16 protein-coding genes are annotated in these 16,582 nt (G+C 42.6%); 12 read left to right on the top strand and 4 right to left on the bottom strand.

Annotated elements, in window-relative coordinates:
• Positions 1-199: 199 nt before the first annotated feature.
• The 10 genes from ndk to L1077_RS18735 all read left to right on the top strand — a co-directional run bounded on the left by ndk (position 200) and on the right by L1077_RS18735 (position 11,172).
• Entirely contained in the window at positions 200-631 is a 432-nt protein-coding gene (gene ndk / locus L1077_RS18780) for a nucleoside-diphosphate kinase (RefSeq protein ID WP_023399882.1), read from the top strand.
• A 190-nt stretch (positions 632-821) separates the two neighbouring features.
• Positions 822-1,952 (top strand): bifunctional tRNA (adenosine(37)-C2)-methyltransferase TrmG/ribosomal RNA large subunit methyltransferase RlmN, encoded by a 1,131-nt coding sequence (locus L1077_RS18775; RefSeq protein ID WP_063366869.1) that lies wholly within the window; start codon positions 822-824, stop codon positions 1,950-1,952.
• A gap of 67 nt (positions 1,953-2,019) precedes the next feature.
• Positions 2,020-3,708 carry a type IV pilus biogenesis/stability protein PilW gene (gene pilW / locus L1077_RS18770; protein WP_237138459.1) on the top strand — a complete coding sequence of 563 codons (1,689 nt, stop codon included), beginning with the start codon at positions 2,020-2,022 and terminating at the stop codon, positions 3,706-3,708.
• Complete coding sequence (locus L1077_RS18765; RefSeq protein ID WP_237138458.1) at positions 3,705-4,697, top strand: RodZ domain-containing protein; 993 nt, start codon at positions 3,705-3,707, stop codon at positions 4,695-4,697. Before pilW ends, L1077_RS18765 begins: the two co-directional genes overlap by 4 nt.
• Before the next feature lie 5 nt (positions 4,698-4,702).
• On the top strand, positions 4,703-5,824 hold the full coding sequence (gene ispG / locus L1077_RS18760) for a flavodoxin-dependent (E)-4-hydroxy-3-methylbut-2-enyl-diphosphate synthase (RefSeq protein WP_039611838.1): 1,122 nt from the start codon (positions 4,703-4,705) through the stop codon (positions 5,822-5,824).
• Between the two features lie 143 nt (positions 5,825-5,967).
• Complete coding sequence (gene hisS, locus L1077_RS18755; protein ID WP_237138457.1) at positions 5,968-7,245, top strand: histidine--tRNA ligase; 1,278 nt, start codon at positions 5,968-5,970, stop codon at positions 7,243-7,245.
• Between the two features lie 9 nt (positions 7,246-7,254).
• Positions 7,255-7,869, top strand: coding sequence for a YfgM family protein (locus L1077_RS18750; RefSeq protein WP_237138456.1), 615 nt, complete (start codon positions 7,255-7,257; stop codon positions 7,867-7,869).
• A gap of 9 nt (positions 7,870-7,878) precedes the next feature.
• The gene (gene bamB / locus L1077_RS18745; protein ID WP_237138455.1) at positions 7,879-9,054 is read left to right on the top strand and encodes an outer membrane protein assembly factor BamB; all 1,176 of its coding nucleotides are present in this window, start codon (positions 7,879-7,881) and stop codon (positions 9,052-9,054) included.
• A 73-nt stretch (positions 9,055-9,127) separates the two neighbouring features.
• Positions 9,128-10,600 carry a ribosome biogenesis GTPase Der gene (der, locus tag L1077_RS18740; RefSeq protein ID WP_237138454.1) on the top strand — a complete coding sequence of 491 codons (1,473 nt, stop codon included), beginning with the start codon at positions 9,128-9,130 and terminating at the stop codon, positions 10,598-10,600.
• A 182-nt stretch (positions 10,601-10,782) separates the two neighbouring features.
• Complete coding sequence (locus L1077_RS18735) at positions 10,783-11,172, top strand: VOC family protein (protein ID WP_063360957.1); 390 nt, start codon at positions 10,783-10,785, stop codon at positions 11,170-11,172.
• Here L1077_RS18735 and L1077_RS18730 read toward each other — a convergent pair.
• From L1077_RS18730 to L1077_RS18715, 4 genes are all read right to left on the bottom strand, one after another.
• On the bottom strand, positions 11,149-11,499 hold the full coding sequence (locus tag L1077_RS18730) for a DUF2750 domain-containing protein (protein WP_237138453.1): 351 nt from the start codon (positions 11,497-11,499) through the stop codon (positions 11,149-11,151). The two genes, L1077_RS18735 and L1077_RS18730, sit on opposite strands and share 24 nt — an antisense overlap.
• 19 nt (positions 11,500-11,518) lie before the next feature.
• Entirely contained in the window at positions 11,519-12,097 is a 579-nt protein-coding gene (locus tag L1077_RS18725) for a glutathione S-transferase family protein (RefSeq protein WP_237138452.1), read from the bottom strand.
• Between the two features lie 139 nt (positions 12,098-12,236).
• The gene (locus L1077_RS18720) at positions 12,237-12,518 is read right to left on the bottom strand and encodes a peptidylprolyl isomerase (protein ID WP_063360954.1); all 282 of its coding nucleotides are present in this window, start codon (positions 12,516-12,518) and stop codon (positions 12,237-12,239) included.
• 71 nt (positions 12,519-12,589) lie between these two features.
• The gene (locus L1077_RS18715) at positions 12,590-13,123 is read right to left on the bottom strand and encodes a glutathione peroxidase (protein ID WP_237138451.1); all 534 of its coding nucleotides are present in this window, start codon (positions 13,121-13,123) and stop codon (positions 12,590-12,592) included.
• A 308-nt stretch (positions 13,124-13,431) separates the two neighbouring features.
• Between L1077_RS18715 and L1077_RS18710 the strand changes: the two genes are divergently transcribed.
• Together L1077_RS18710 and L1077_RS18705 are read left to right on the top strand one after the other, a co-directional pair.
• A complete protein-coding gene (locus L1077_RS18710) occupies positions 13,432-15,384 on the top strand; it encodes an ATP-binding protein (RefSeq protein ID WP_237138450.1) in 1,953 nt (650 codons plus the stop codon).
• Between the two features lie 56 nt (positions 15,385-15,440).
• Entirely contained in the window at positions 15,441-16,574 is a 1,134-nt protein-coding gene (locus tag L1077_RS18705) for a response regulator (RefSeq protein WP_237138449.1), read from the top strand.
• Positions 16,575-16,582: the final 8 nt, after the last annotated feature.

Raw genomic sequence — 16,582 nt, 5'->3', positions numbered from 1 at the left:
TGAACTGGGTACAAGCCAGCTGCTGGGGGAATTAAAAAGCGGCGCAGTATAAGTGAGATTAGCAAGGGGGATTTTGACGTAGATCAGGTTTAATTCAGAGCAATACACAGTGTATTTTAACAAGGGTGTGGGCTTTTACGTCTAAAGCGCGTATAATTCGCGCCCGTAAATATCAACAATTATTATTGGAGCTAAAAAGATGGCTTTAGAGCGTACTTTTTCAATCGTTAAGCCTGATGCGGTAGCTAAAAACCACATCGGTGCAATCTACAACCGTTTCGAGTCTGCTGGTCTTAAGATCGTTGCTTCTAAAATGGTTCACCTTTCTCAAGAGAAAGCTGAAGGTTTCTACGCAGAGCACAAAGAGCGTCCTTTCTTCGGTGCACTAGTTGAATTCATGACTTCTGGTCCAGTAATGGTTCAGGTTCTTGAAGGTGAAGACGCAGTTCGTAAGAACCGTGAAATCATGGGTGCTACTAACCCTGCAGAAGCACTAGCTGGTACTTTACGTGCTGACTACGCTGACAGCATCGACGAAAACGCGGTACACGGTTCAGACGCGACTGAATCAGCGGCTCGCGAAATCGCTTACTTCTTCAGCGATGAAGAAATCTGCCCACGCACTCGTTAATTTCGAGTTGAGCAGATGAAAAAGGGCTCTCGGGCCCTTTTTTAATCCCTTTAATACGTATTGATCGTTTTGAAAAGCAATTGGGGTGTTTTTGAAAGCGATTACATCATTGCGATGTTTGATTGATTTTTGTACAATTGCGCGCTTTTATTTATGTTGTTCAATCCGTCACCTGAACTGAGGTTGTTTCATGGCCACGACTGAGAAAAAAATTAACCTATTAGATTTAAACCGCGAGGGGATGCGCGAGTTATTTGCTTCATTTGGCGAAAAGCCATTCCGCGCCGATCAGGTGATGAAGTGGATGTATCACTTTGGCATCGATAACTTTGATGATATGAGTAATATCAATAAAAAGTTGCGTGCTAAATTGCAGAGCCAGTGCGAAATTAAAGCGCCTGAGATTTCAGTCAAGCAAGTCGCAAGTGATGGCACAATTAAGTACGCGATGATCCTAGAAGGTGGTCAAGAAGTTGAAACTGTTTGGATCCCAGAAAAAGACCGTGCAACTTTATGTGTATCATCTCAGGTTGGGTGTGCGCTTGAATGCACTTTCTGCTCAACTGCGCAGCAAGGCTTTAACCGTAATTTAAAGGTATCTGAAATCATCGGTCAGGTATGGCGTGTCGCAACAGACATTGGTCTGCATGATGGTGATAGCACTAAGCGACCCATTACTAACGTTGTAATGATGGGCATGGGTGAACCACTTCTAAACATCAACAATGTTGTGCCTGCGATGGAATTAATGATGGATGACTGGGCATTTGGTTTGTCAAAGCGTCGAGTTACTCTAAGTACATCTGGGGTAGTACCAGCACTCGATATTTTAAAAGAGAAAATTGATGTTGCTTTAGCGATTTCTCTTCATGCGCCGAATAACCCACTGCGCGACGAGTTGGTTCCAATCAACAAAAAATACCCGATTGAAGAGTTTTTAGCGGCATGTCGTCGTTATATTGATGGTTCAAAAGCAAACAAAGATGTCACCATTGAATATGTGATGCTGCAAGGTGTGAACGACAGCACAGATCATGCACATGAGTTAGTGCAAGTGTTGAAAGGCACACCATCGAAAATTAACTTGATCCCATTCAACCCATTCCCGGGAAATGAATACGGTCGTTCGAGTAATAGTAGAATCGATCGCTTCTCTAAAGTGCTACAGGCTGCGGGCCTAACTTGTATCGTTCGACGCACACGCGGTGACGACATTGATGCTGCTTGTGGTCAATTAGTGGGTGATGTTGTTGATAGAACCAAACGTGTGGTGAGAAAGCAGCAAAACCAAGATAATTCGATAGCAGTAAAAGTAGGCTAAAAAATAGATGAAACACAGTGGCTTTCAGGTAATATAGAGCCACTGTGTCTTAGCAAAAAGGTGGTCAATGCCTGCTTTAAAGGATGGTTTACTCACTCAGTTAGCGTTTTGTATACCTCGGCGTTTGTTGAGCGGGATTTGTGGTGTCGCGATATTTTCGAGCTTAAGCGGTTGTGTAACGGAGACTCGTTACGCAAACAATAACAAGCCGGTAGTGCAAAAAAAGACCAACAACCAAGATGCGGCTAAAACCCGTATTGCCCTCGCCTTACAGTACCTTAATACGGGCAACAATACTCAAGCAAAATATAACCTTGACCGAGCTTTAACCTTAGCTCCAAAACTACCTGAAAGCCATTATGCCCTTGCTTATTACTTTGAGCAGGTCGGTGAAGATGAGAAGGCACAAACAGCGTATGTCAGCGCGCTAACATATGGCCCGAATGATCCCAACACACGTAATAACTACGGTGCTTTTTTATGTCGCATAGGGGACTATGATGCTGCGACGGAACAGTTTTTTAAGGCCATTGATATTCCGAGTTATCTGCGTGTTGCAGAGAGCTACGAGAATCTCGCATTGTGTGCGCTGCGCCAAGACAACTTTGACCTTGCGCTAGATTATTTGAAGCGCGCTTTAGATCATAACTCTCAGCGTCAATCTGTGTTGATTTTGATGGCCAGTGTGTTTTATGCAAAAAGTGAATTACACCGAGCTGAGGATGTATTAAAGGTCTATGCCAATAAAGGGTTTGTATCAGCACGTGGAATGCTGCTAGAGCATCTGTTGTCGGCCAGAATGGGTCGATTGCAATATGCTCAGGAATTAGAGGCTTTGCTATTACAAACTTATCCAAGTTCTGTTGAAGCGCGTTTAGTTCTGAATAATACATTAGATTTAAGTGAATTTGAGCAATTAAAAGAGCAATATAGAACCGCTCAGCTCAATAAAATCACTCAGCTTGATGACAATCATGTAGTGGCTAATCCGCAGATTAAGATAAAGCGAAAGGTACCAGCTCCCGTTGCTGACAAAGCGCAAAATCAGCCCAAAGAAAGGTACTCAGCTACGACTTTACCCACTCGCTCATTACTGACAAAGACACGGGGTGAAGCACCTCAAACAACAGAAACACAGCATCGCACTACAACAGTGACTGAGCTCGTTTCACCTGAGGCTCAAGCGTTCACGAGTGGTTCACGCTCAGTGAGTACAGTACCTTCCCGTGAAGCAACTAAGTTGGATGAGAATGTTGTCAAAAAGGCGACTGAAGAGCCGAAAGTACGTTTCTCAACAACGACCAAAAAATCAGCAGGTTCAGAGCAGGTTGTGTTTCATCGTGTAGACCCGAGTAAAATAACGTTTTCGCAGGAGCCACAAGTTCGTTATGCAGAGCCAGATAGCTCTGGGCGATTACTAAATGAAGAAGTGCTACTTCCAAAGGTGCCAACGCACCGCATAGAACTGGGAGAAAACTTATTCAGTGTGTCTGTAAAATATAATATTAAGCTCGAAAAGTTGCTAAAATGGAATGCGTTGAAAAAGTCAGACAGAGTGTCCGTTGATCAAGTTGTTTATTTAAATGACCCCAACACGACACATGCCATCGTCAAGGGGGAATCGTTGTTTGATATTGCAATGAAACACAAGCTACTCATCGATGATTTGATGCGCTGGAACAGATTAACACCTGATGTTGCCCTAACTCCTGGGCGACGCATTTTAATAGTAGATCCCAATAACTATATTTTATGAATTTAGAAGAGAATGAAACGAAGACTGAGTCAATGTCCCTCGGTCAGACCTTAGCGAAAGCCAGAACTGAGCAAAACCTTAGTTTTGAGGATATTGCTGCCCGTTTAAAATTAAACCATACGCAAATTACCAAGCTTGAGAATGATGAGTATCAGAGCCTAGGACCTGAAACTTTTGTGCGGGGCTACGTTAAGAGTTACAGTGCTTTATTAGGCTTGGAAAGTGAGCAAATACTCGCATTGTATGAGTCTTCAGATGTCCCTGAGCACAAGCGAAATATGAAGAGTTTTTCAAGGCGCACTGAAAAAGAAGCCAACGATAATCGATTGATGATCGTCAGCTATTTAATGTTAGTGGTGTTTGTTGGCTTATCGGCATTTTGGTGGTGGCAAACGGCAAGTAATGGCGAGAGCTCGGATGACGTCAGTGGGTTAACTGAACCGGCTTCAGCGTCAAGTTCTGTAGCTGCAGCGCGTACTCTAGAGCGCTCAACTGGTTTAAATACGCAAGCAATCAATGCACCGGTGCAAAACACTGACACAGCTAACTTGAATACGCCTGCATCAGAGCAGCAGCCCTTGACTGACGACAAAATAGCTGAGGTTGTTTCAGACAATGAGTCAGATTCCGGCGCTATACCTGAGCGTACAGCCGAAGTTACACCAGTGATAGTTGAAGATAATAGTCAGAGTGTACAGAACGAGCCAATTGTGGCTGTTGAATCAAATGCAACTGCAGTTGAGCAAAGTACGGTTGTCATGTTTTTTGAAGAGGATAGCTGGGTCGAAATTTTTGATGCAACCGAAGAGCGCGTTGCATTTGGTGTAAAAAAGGCTGGATATACAATGACAGTGACAGGTCAAGCGCCTTTTTCTGTTGTTTTAGGCAAACATCAAGTGGTTAGTATCGAGTTGGATGGTCAACCAGTCGATATTTCAGGGTTACCAAGAAACCGTTTAGCAAAGTTTAAATTACCGTTAGCAGAGTAGTCGTCATGTTTTCAGAATCTCCCATTAAACGAAGAAAATCCACACGTATCAACGTGGGTAATGTCCCCATTGGAGATGGCGCTCCAATTGCTGTGCAATCAATGACAAATACGGACACACTCGATGTAGATGCCACAGTAGCCCAGATCCGTGCCATTCAAGATGCTGGCGCAGACATCGTTCGTGTATCAGTACCAACCATGGATGCCGCTGAGGCTTTCAAAAGCATCAAAGAGCAAGTTGATATCCCACTGGTTGCAGACATTCATTTTGATTACCGTATTGCGCTGAAAGTGGCACAGTATGGTGTTGATTGCTTGCGCATTAACCCCGGCAATATTGGCAGTGAAGACCGAATTAGAGCCGTTGTAGACGCCGCGCAAGAGCGCAATATACCTATTCGAATCGGTGTAAATGGCGGCTCACTTGAGCGCGACTTACAAGAGAAGTATGGCGAGCCAACACCAGAGGCGTTGCTTGAGTCTGCAATGCGCCATGTAGAAATTCTTCAAAGGTTAAACTTTGACCAGTTCAAAGTGTCCGTTAAAGCGTCAGATGTGTTTTTAGCAGTAGGCGCATACCGTTTGCTTGCCAAAGAAATTGATCAGCCCCTTCACCTTGGTATTACCGAAGCTGGCGGTTTTAGAGCGGGCTCTGTGAAATCAGCGGTTGGATTAGGCATGCTACTGGCTGAGGGCATTGGTGACACGTTACGTGTATCGCTTGCCGCTGACCCAGTACAAGAAATCAAAGTGGGCTTTGATATTCTAAAATCTTTGCGGATCCGTTCTCGTGGCATTAACTTTATCGCTTGTCCAAGCTGTTCAAGACAAGAGTTTGATGTTGTTAATACTATGAATCAGCTAGAAGAAAGATTAGAAGATATCATCTCGCCTATCACTGTTTCTGTGATTGGTTGTGTCGTGAATGGCCCGGGTGAAGCTTTGGTGAGTGACTTGGGCTTAGCCGGTGCAAATCGACGCTCTGGACTTTATATTAATGGTGAGCGTCAAAAAACACGAATTGACAATGACAATATTGTTGAGCAACTCGAAGAGCAGGTGCGAGACTATGTTGCTAAAAAAGAAGCGCAACCAAGCATAGACGTAAAAATCATAGAAGAATAAGCCTTTTGTAGGTTGAATTTATTTCGTTTACGTTTTAATCGAGCAGGGTATAATAGAGGCATTTACTCGTACCGTATTCAGGGTTTTATTGTATCCTGCGCTTGTAATTTTGAGAAAAGAATAGTTAAAAATTAGGAATTTCAGTGGCAAAGCAAATTAAGGCAATTCGTGGCATGAAAGATTGCCTGCCAGGCACGACTCAGATCTGGCAAAAAATTGAAGCGACATTAAGAGATACAATGGGCGCTTTTGGCTATCAGGAAATTCGTTTTCCGGTGGTTGAATCGACAGATTTGTTTAAACGTTCTATCGGTGAAGTAACTGATATCGTTGAAAAAGAAATGTATACATTTGAAGACCGCAACGGTGATACTCTGACTTTGCGTCCTGAGGGTACAGCGGTGTGTGTACGCGCGGGTGTCGAAGGCGGCTTACTGTACAACCAAGAGCAAAGACTTTGGTATATGGGCCCTATGTTTCGTCGCGAACGTCCGCAAAAAGGCCGCTATCGTCAGTTTCATCAGTTTGGTGTAGAGACTTTCGGTGTTGCCACAGCAGATATTGATGCTGAAGTTATTATCCTAACTGCGCGCTTATGGAAAGCGTTTGGCATCTCTGAGCATGTACGTTTAGAGCTAAACTCATTGGGCTCGAATGAAGCACGTGCGGCATACAAAGAAGTGCTAGTTGCATATTTAGAACAGCATAAAGATAGACTAGATGAAGATTCACTTCGTCGCATGTACACTAATCCGCTACGTGTTTTAGATAGCAAAAACCCAGAAGTACAAGCGGTTGTTGCTGATGCTCCAAAGCTTTCTGAGCACTTGGATGAAGAGTCAGTACAACATTTTACAAATTTATGTGAACGTTTAGACGCCGCTGGCGTCGAATATCAGGTTAATGAAAACTTGGTACGTGGTTTGGACTATTATAACCGTACTGTATTTGAGTGGGTTACTGACAGCCTTGGCGCACAAGGTACTGTTTGTGCCGGTGGCCGTTATGATGGCTTGGTTGAGCAACTTGGTGGCAAAGGCACACCAGCGGTTGGTTTTGCTATGGGTATGGAGCGTCTAGTTTTATTACTAGAAGAGCTTAACAGTGTTGGTGAAATTCGTCGCAATGTTGATGTGTATGTTGCTGCGATGGGAGATGCTGCAAGTATTCAAGCACCTGCAATTGCTGAACAATTACGTGATGCAGTGCCAGGGCTGAGAGTGCAAGTGCATGCCGGGGGAGGTAACTTCAAAAAACAACTAAAGCGCGCTGATAACAGCGGTGCAGTTGTTGCGCTTATTTTTGGTGAAGACGAAATAGCGAACGGTACAGTCACAATAAAGTATTTACGCGAACAAAAAGAACAATTGATCTTGCCAATGGCTGAAGCGCACGCTGTGCTAGCCGAGTTGGTAGGGTAAGAGGTTAGAATGGAAATTTATTCAACAGAAGAACAACAAGCTGAAGCGATAAAGAATTTTTTTAGAGAAAACGGGACTTCGTTAGTAATTGGTGCTGTTTTAGGTCTAGGTGGATTGTATGGTTGGAAAGCATACAACCAGAATCAAATTTCTTCAGCTGAAGCAAGCTCAGAAGCGTATAACTCGTTAATTGAGAGCGGTGAAGTACTTTCTAAAAGCGATGCGTTTTTAGCAGAGAATACGGACTCTAACTATTCAGTACTGGCGGCATTTGTTGCAGCAAAAGAAGCGGTTGATAAAGGTGAGTTAGCACAAGCAACTGAAAAGCTACAGTTCATTGTCGATACTGTAAAAAGTCCAGAATTAAAAGCAACTGCTGTACTTCGCCTAGCACGTGTACAAGTCGCTCAAGGCAATGCAGAGCAAGCCTTATCAACGTTGTCTCAACCTGTTCCTGCTGGCTTTAATGCACAAATTGCAGAGATCAAAGGTGATATATACGTATCGCAAGGCGATAAAGATAAGGCGCGTGAGCATTATCAAACAGCAATTGATGCAGGTGGCGCAGAGAACAATGCGTTACTGCAAATAAAATTGGATGACTTAGCAATCGCATCTAACTAAGGAGTAGCCATGAAGAAGTTGACAATGGCCTCACTGGCATTGTGTATGGCATCGTTAATGGGTTGTTCATCGAGTGATGATGAAGAGGAGCTGGTGCTCCCTGAGATTGTCAATCAATTTGAACCTCAAACAGTTTGGCAAGAATCACTGGGTGACGGTGTTGAGCATTATTTTTCGCGTTTGACACCGACTGCGCATGACGACAGAATTTTTGCGGCAGAGCGAAAAGGTCGAGTCGCAGCATATAACGTAGAAAGCGGTGATCAGTTGTGGGAAATTGATACGCGACAAGACACCTCAATTTGGCCTTGGGCTGACGATGACTCTGCGAAGTTATCGGGTGGTATTTTGCAAGCATATGGCAAAATATACATAGGCTCAGAGCATGGTGAGGTAATTGCCCTTGACCGTGAAACAGGTGAATTAGTCTGGCGTAAGTCGGTACCAGGTGAAGCGTTATCTTCTCCAAGTGCTGGTGATGGATTGGTTTATGTCAACTTGGGTTCTGGTAAGTTACTTGCTTTGCACCCAGATACAGGTGAAGAGCGTTGGAGCTATGAGCAAGAAGTGCCTGCTTTAACACTTCGTGGCTTGAGCTCACCTACGTCTGCTAATGGCGGTGTGTTGATTGGTGAAGAAAGCGGTAAGCTGAGTGTACTGATCGCTGAGAGTGGATTTACAGCTTGGAGTACGGATGTTGCACTGGCGGAAGGTGCGTCTGAGTTCGAGCGCTTGGTTGATGTTGACACAAAACCTGTTGTATCCGGTGCGTATGTCTACACGATAGCGTATAATGGAAAGCTTGCAGCCATTGATGTGCGTAATGGCAACGTAGTTTGGGATCGTGAGTACAGTAGCTATCGTGATTTAGCGATTGAATTAAATACTATTTATTTGGTAGATAGTGATGGTGTGCTCTATGCTCTAGATAAAGACTCAGGCACCGAACGTTGGAGTCAAGCTGGCTTAAGAGGCTGGTACCTAACTGCTCCAGCGGTTGCCGGTAATTATGTTGTAGTGGGTGATCAGGAAGGTAACTTACACTGGCTTGATAAGCAAACTGGTGATTTAGTTTCTAGACAAGAGTTTGATAGTTCAGGCTTTTTTGTTGAACCCATTATCGTTGATGATAAGTTGATCGTGTACACCCGAGATGGTGAGATCAGTGCGATAAAAATCCCTTAATCATCCCTGACGTAAAGGTTTTAGTAAGGCTTCGCACTGCGAAGCCTTTTGTTGTTTAAAGAAGAGGTAGTCTATGCTTCCTGTGATCGCTCTGGTAGGGCGACCAAATGTGGGTAAGTCCACATTATTTAATCGTTTAACGCGTACTCGTGACGCACTTGTTGCCGACTTTCCTGGTCTAACACGCGATCGTAAATACGGTCAGGCTGATTATGATGGTTACGAATTCATAGTTGTTGATACAGGTGGTATTGATGGCAGTGAAGAAGGCATTGAAACGGAGATGGCTGAGCAGTCGCTTTTGGCGATTGAAGAAGCTGATGTCGTGCTATTTTTAGTAGATGCTCGTGCTGGTATGACAGCTGCTGATCAAGCCATTGCACAACATTTAAGGAAGCAAGAAAAGAAAAGTTTCATTGTTGCCAACAAAACAGATGGCATAGACGCTGATTCTAGTTGTGCTGAGTTTTATCAACTTGCTTTGGGTGATATTCATCAAATTGCGGCTGCGCATGGGCGCGGTGTTACGCAATTATTGGACGCAACACTAGGTCCAACGATTGCTGAACTTGCACAGCAAGAAGATGATATTGAACAAGACGATGAAAGTATTACAGAACTTTACCTTGAAGGCGAAGAAGCGCCAGAAGAGGGGAAAACAGGTTTTGAAGACAAACCAGTAAAATTAGCGATCATTGGCCGCCCTAACGTAGGTAAGTCAACACTAACAAACCGCATTCTAGGTGAAGAGCGTGTTATTGTTTATGACATGCCTGGCACAACGCGAGACTCTATTTATATCCCGATGACGCGCAACGACCGAGAGTACGTGTTAATTGATACAGCGGGTGTTCGTAAGCGTAAAAAAGTCAGTGATGTGGTTGAAAAGTTTTCAGTGATTAAAACGTTGAAAGCAATTGAAGACGCGAATGTGATCCTATTGGTGGTTGATGCACGAGAAGGTATTTCTGATCAGGACTTAAGCTTACTTGGTTTTGCACTAAATTCAGGTCGTTCTCTGGTTATTGCTGTGAACAAATGGGATGGCTTGGATAACTATGTTAAAGAGCGTATTAAGTCTGAGTTGGACCGCCGTTTAGGCTTTATTGATTTTGCAAGGTTACACTTTATCTCTGCATTACATGGCACGGGTGTTGGTCATTTATTTGAGTCAGTTGATGAGGCTTACGAGTCTGCGACTAAGCGTGTTAGCACAGCGATGCTTAGACGTATTATGGATATGGCTCAAGCAGATCACCAACCACCTCTAGTACGTGGTCGTCGTGTTAAGCTTAAATATGCTCACGCCGGTGGTTATAATCCACCTAGGATTGTTATTCATGGTAACCAGGTACATGATCTACCTGATAGCTATAAACGCTATTTGATGAACTATTATCGAAAAGCGTTGAATATTATGGGCACGCCAATAAAAATAGAGTTCAGAGAAGGGGATAACCCTTACTCAGGTCGAACTAATAAAATGACCTTATCGCAAAAACGTAAACTGCGAGCGTTTACGAAAGAGCAGAGAAACAAAACATAATAAATGGCGCGTATTGCGCCATTTTCATTTCTACCAAAGCGTGCTTTCAATGAGTATGTGTCTCAACAGCTTATTTTACTTTTGCTGAGCTAGCAAAATAGTGTCATTGAATTGATAGTGGTCTTTACGCTGCTCATTAATTATGCTTTATTAATGATATATTTGTTTAACATATTGTTGTGATGCATTTTCTTAAAACAGTCATTTATGTCGATGATGTCGAAGAGGTTTTGGATTTTTACTTTCAAGCGTTTGGACTCAGTGCACATTCTGTAACAGAGAATGGTGACTATGGAGAGTTGGACACTGGCAATGTCTTACTTGCGTTTGCAACGCATCCAGTTGCACAATCTCAGTTTAAACAAACGTATATTCGCTCTCAACCAAAGCAACCAGCTCTCGGGTTTGAGTTGACGCTCGGCTGTGAAAATGTATCGAGTTGCTATGACAAGGCAGTTGCAGCTGGCGCTGAGCCTCTATCTGCACCGTGTCAAAAAGGCGTACATATACAAGCATATGTACGCGCAATAGAAGGGACGCTTATTGCTTTAGTCAGCGAGTGCGCGAGCTAGGCTAACAGGTTCAATTTCAACGCATACATTGTCATCATTCCAATTAATTCCAACCAGTGCATTGTCATCTCTTAAATCCTCAACCCATTCGTCAAGGAATGGATCTAGTTCGATAGCAATGGGTTTAAACTCTTCCCATTCATCTTTACATTGCGCTTGTGCAGCGGCTTCGTCACCCCACAAGAGCAAAACATCAGACTCTTCAAATTGATTTGATTCTACAATGACAAAGCCGCCATCTTCAGCACCAAGTGCCCATAATTGCTCACTTTGTTTAACGACAGTGACAAAATTGACCACTTCAGATTCTAATTCAAGATCATTCATATTAGTTACCAGTAAAAAATTAACTGCGGGGATCCGTTTCTTGGGCGAATGTATTTTGCTGCCATGTCTCTAGATGCGAGAGTAGTCCATGTAAATGACTAATATCAGCTAGGTCTCTGAATCGGATCCAGTCTAGCAAGCAGTATAAACTGATCTGCAAATACTCGCAGTTCAAAAATACGTCTGTTGCACATTGCTTATCTAAATAAGCCAATGTTTCAGTTATACGCTCTCGCTGTAAATTAAAAAATAAAACATCTGATTGGGTGTCAAATCCTGAGCGTTGTCCAAGCAGTATCTCAATTAGTGAGTCATTACAGGCGTTGATGGTAGTAAGCAAGTTCTCTTGCTGCCAATTTAGATGTGGGAGAGAAAATTTATCTTGTAGATATCTGACAATCACATTTGAATCACATATCGCCTGTTCGGCACAGATTAAAAATGGAATTTTACGCGCAGGATTATGCTTGATGAGTATTTCTCTGTCTTGTGCGTTGAAGATATCAATGGGCTTATAATCAACGGTGAGATTGTGAATACCGCAATAGATTCTTAATCTTCTGACATAAGGAGATGTATCGGAGCCGTATAAAATCACAGTGTGTTCCCTCATAAATTATTTGTTTATGAGTGTAGCACGACATGGTTTCGAGTTAGAGAGAAGTTGATATTATATATTTTTGACTGAGATAATCTTGAAAGAAATAAGGGTAGCTTATTAACTACCCTCTTACTATTCAGTCCTGACGGGACGTCACCTCAAGCAGGTGATACCCAAACTGTGTTTGTACAGGTCCCTGCACTTCATTTAACGGGGCAGAAAATACAACCTTATCGAATTCTGGTACCATCATTCCAGGTCCAAACTCACCAAGTGCGCCACCATCTTGCCCAGATGGACAATTAGAAAACTCTTTTGCTAAGTCTGCAAAGTCTTCACCGCCAGCAATCCGCTGCTTTAATTCTAAACATTGTGCTTCGCTATCTACTAAAATATGTCTTGCACTTGCTAATGTCATTTTCTCTCCATGCCTTGCCTGATTTTTATTCATACCTTATTCTAATGCAAAAGTGGTAAAAACGCATGCTTTTACCTGATTTGCTTTTCAATTGCACTGGTTAGCTCATCAGACAGTGGCTTGGTACGGCTGCCAAAGCGTTGAATTTCTTTTCTATCTGCAGAAACGAGATACTTATAAAAATTCCACTTTGGTGAGCCTGCTTGCTCTCCCAGGTGCTTGAATATCGGATTAGCATCATCCCCGCGCACTGGGCTCGTCGCCATCATAGTAAATGTCACACCGTAATTGACGAAACACACTTTTGCGGTATTTGCTTCATCATTTTCCTCTTGGAAGAAATCATCCGAGGGGAAACCGACGACTACTAGGCCTTTGTCTTTATATTTTTGATGAAGTGCTTCAAGGTCTTTAAATTGGCCTGTGAATCCGCAATTGCTTGCCGTATTAACCAGAAGCAAAGGTTTGTCTTTAAACTGGCATAGGTTTACTGTTTCTTTTGAGCGTAACTTTCTAACGTCAACATCAGTAAAGTCGTTACAATTTGCAAAGGCGAAAGGGCTGCTCAGTGCCAAAGCAAGGCTGATAATCGTTCTTTTTAGCATGATAAGTTCCGTTGTTTATTTTTATTTACGAGTGACAAAAGAAATAGTTCATTTTGTTAGAAAATTAGGGCCCGCTTTAATACGCTGAATCGTAAATTAATCATCATATCTGGGGCCATGTAAAGCACAATTAGGTTATCACAAAAGATGACAAAGAGTTATTACTCTATATTGGTAACGGTATTCAAGTCAGGAGCGGCTTTAAGGTGATATATGCACGCGCGTATACTGTGATGTATGTTTGATTAGTCCTTTGCATTTGCTAATTTGGGCTACACTAATCGATACCACGGAAAAAGGGTGTCGCCATGTCAAATAAGGTATTGATCATAGACAGTAATAGTGTGCTAGCTATGCGCATTAAGGTGTTGTTTGAACTGTTAGGTAGTGAAGTTGAGCACATTCATTATGAAACGTTAGACAGTCAAACTTGCTTTTCACACTTTGACGTCATTGCGATAGCACATGGGATCCCGCCAGAGTATTTTGAGATTTTAGATGAGCTGAGTCAGCATGAAAAAATCATCTTGTTAGCGCCCAAGCCTGAAAATTCAGAGCATCTTACTGCATTTAGCCAACTTAACAGAGTGCTTTCTAATGCGATAGTTATTTACCCATTTTTTGGTAATAAAGAAATCACGGGATTGTTAGAGCGGGTTCTAGAAATTGGTGAACAAGCACAATTATTATTGCCTAAGGTATTACTGGTAGATCACATCTCGACAAGACTCAAGCAGCTTTCTATCAGCTTGCGTGGGGCACAGCTCGATGTCAAAACGGCAACTAACTCAAAAGAGGCGGGTCTGTTAGCAAAGAGTCATCATTTTGATTTATTAATTTGTGATTTTAATTTAGTTGATGAAACTGGGCTGGATGTATTTGAGCAAGTGCGTTTGTATCACATTAACTGTCGCTGCTTATTAATGACCTCTCGAGAAAGCCAAGTAGATACGTTGAAAGCCATACGGCAGGGGGTTGAAGATGTATTAACAAAACCCGTTGATGAAAATGCGCTCTTGCAATCACTTCACAAGCTTTGGCAAACGGAGCTGCTACGTCGACATAACCAAGAATTAGTAGAGCGTCTGCAAGATACCGTAGACGCATTAATTGAGCGTGATAGTTTGCTGCGCGTTATTTATAAACATACCCCTGACCCTATTATGTTGTTCAATCTCAAAGGGTTTGTGATTGAAGCAAATGATGCGTGTTTAAACCTATTTGGACTCAATGCGCAAGAGCTCGAGTCGCATTCTATTTTTAATCTATTTGAGCGCCAGTCTGTGGAAGCGCTGAAAAGTCGAATTGAAACAGGGCTCATCGCACGGCATTTTGATTGTGACTTAGTGCTGCCAAGACAAGATAGCTTGTCTATTCCGTTAATGGGCACCTTCATCGAAATTGATCATCATGGCGAGATTGCACTGGCGGCTATTTTTAAAAATGTTGCTCATTTAAAGCGCAAGCAACAGCTGCTAGAGGAAGCCAAAGAAGTACTCGAAGCCGAAGTACAAGCGAGAACCTCACAGTTGCAATCAGCCAAAGAGGCTGCTGAGCGTGCCAACATTAGCAAGTCTGAGTTTTTGGCTAATATGTCTCATGAATTGCGCACGCCGATGCATTCTATTTTAAGTTTTGCCCGTTTTGGTTTAGATAAGTTAGCGGTGAATGAAGCGCCGATAGAAAAGTTAACCAAATACTTATCGCGCATTGAAACCAGTGGTGAAAGGTTGTTGTTGTTATTAAATAACTTACTTGATTTATCTAAGTTAGATGCTGGACGTTTTCCATTTAACCCGGCAAAGCATAACTTTGTATCCATTCTTGCTGAAGGGGTAGAAGATGTGTCTGGGTTGGCAATGGAGAAGTGTATTTCTATCAATCTGCATGCGCCAGAGTCTGGGGTAAACATCGAGTGTGATAGAGATCAAATGGTCCAAGTAGTCAGGAACTTACTTGGCAATGCACTTAAGTTTAGCCCTAAGCAAAGTCATGTTGAAGTCTATTTATCTCAAAGAGAAGAGCAAATTTGTTTAACAATTTGCGACCAAGGTGTTGGGATCCCAAGTGATGAACTGGAGCATATTTTTGATAAATTCGCACAAAGCAGCAAGACCAATAGTGGGGCTGGCGGGACTGGGCTAGGCTTAGCGATCTGTAAAGAGTTTGTGCTGTTGCACAAAGGCTGTATTTACGCACGAAATAGCGAAAGTGGCGGTGCTGAGTTTGTTGTTGAGCTGCCCAATTCAAAGGGTGACTAGCGACAAGCTAAATCAGTGACTATAACTATAGGAAAGGAGCACAAGGAACTTAAATTATGGCATTACAAAGAATTTTAGCAGTGGACGATGAGCCATTTAACCTCGAAATTATTGAAGAAATCTTAGAAGATTTAGACTTTGAAGTGCAAACTGCCACCAGTGGACAAGAATGTCTTGAGATTGTTGAGTCTTATGACCCACAGGTCATATTACTGGATGTGAGTATGCCGCAAATGAGCGGCTATGAAGTATGTAAAGCCATCAAAGCCAATCCAAGCTTGAGCCATATTATAGTTATGTTTGTCTCTGCCAGAGGGTCGGTCGAAGAGCGCATGGAAGGGTACTCCGTTGGCGCGGAAGATTATATTGTCAAACCATTTGGCCATAGTGAGCTCAAAGCAAAACTGCTGCATTTAGGACAAATGTTGTTAGAAAAAGATATTCTGGAGCAGCAAATAGAAGATGCGACCACAACTGCTTTCAGTGCGATGGCAACAAGCAGTGAAATGGGGCAGATTGTAAATTTTGTCGAGCAGGTTGGTACTATCCAAGATGTTTCTGAGTTGGCAAATGCATTAATTAACTGTCTTGCGAATTTCGGTTTGAGTTGCAATATAGAAATACGAGTTGATAGTGATAAGCTACACTATTCTACCGCCGGGCTATGCTCACCAATTGTGATAGAGTTGTTTGAAATTTTACACTCCAAAGGGCGGTTACATGAGTTTACTAATCGAATTTTGGTTAACTATGAGCTGTTAAGTGTGCTTATACTCAATATGCCGTCTGATGATCCTGATAAACATGGACGAATACGTGATCATATTTGCTTTATTGTCAGTGTTACCGAACAGCAGTTGCTATCTATATTGACTAAAAATACCTTGATAAACCAACAGCGGGAACTCAATAGTGCGATAAAAACGATCCACAGTAAGTTTACCGGTCTGTTGTCGATGCTCAATAATAACCGCTCTCAAAATGAGGCTATTTTTAAACGGCTGCAAGAGTTATTTGAGTCTCGCATCCCTTCTATGGGACTAGATGAAGATCAAGAAGTGTTTATTTTTACCCACATTGATGAAGCAATTCAAAGCTCAGTTGCAAGAGAAGAAGCCATTGCCCAAGTCAAAGATGCATTTGCAGAGATTGAGCACGATCTATGCAATTTGACAACGGATGAGCAATGACCGCAGTT

It is taken from the genome of Pseudoalteromonas luteoviolacea (genome assembly GCF_021654285.1).
GTDB classification, from domain to species: domain Bacteria; phylum Pseudomonadota; class Gammaproteobacteria; order Enterobacterales; family Alteromonadaceae; genus Pseudoalteromonas; species Pseudoalteromonas luteoviolacea_J.
The sequence above is the reverse complement of the archived record's forward strand: the minus strand, read 5'-3'. Positions and strand labels throughout refer to the sequence as shown.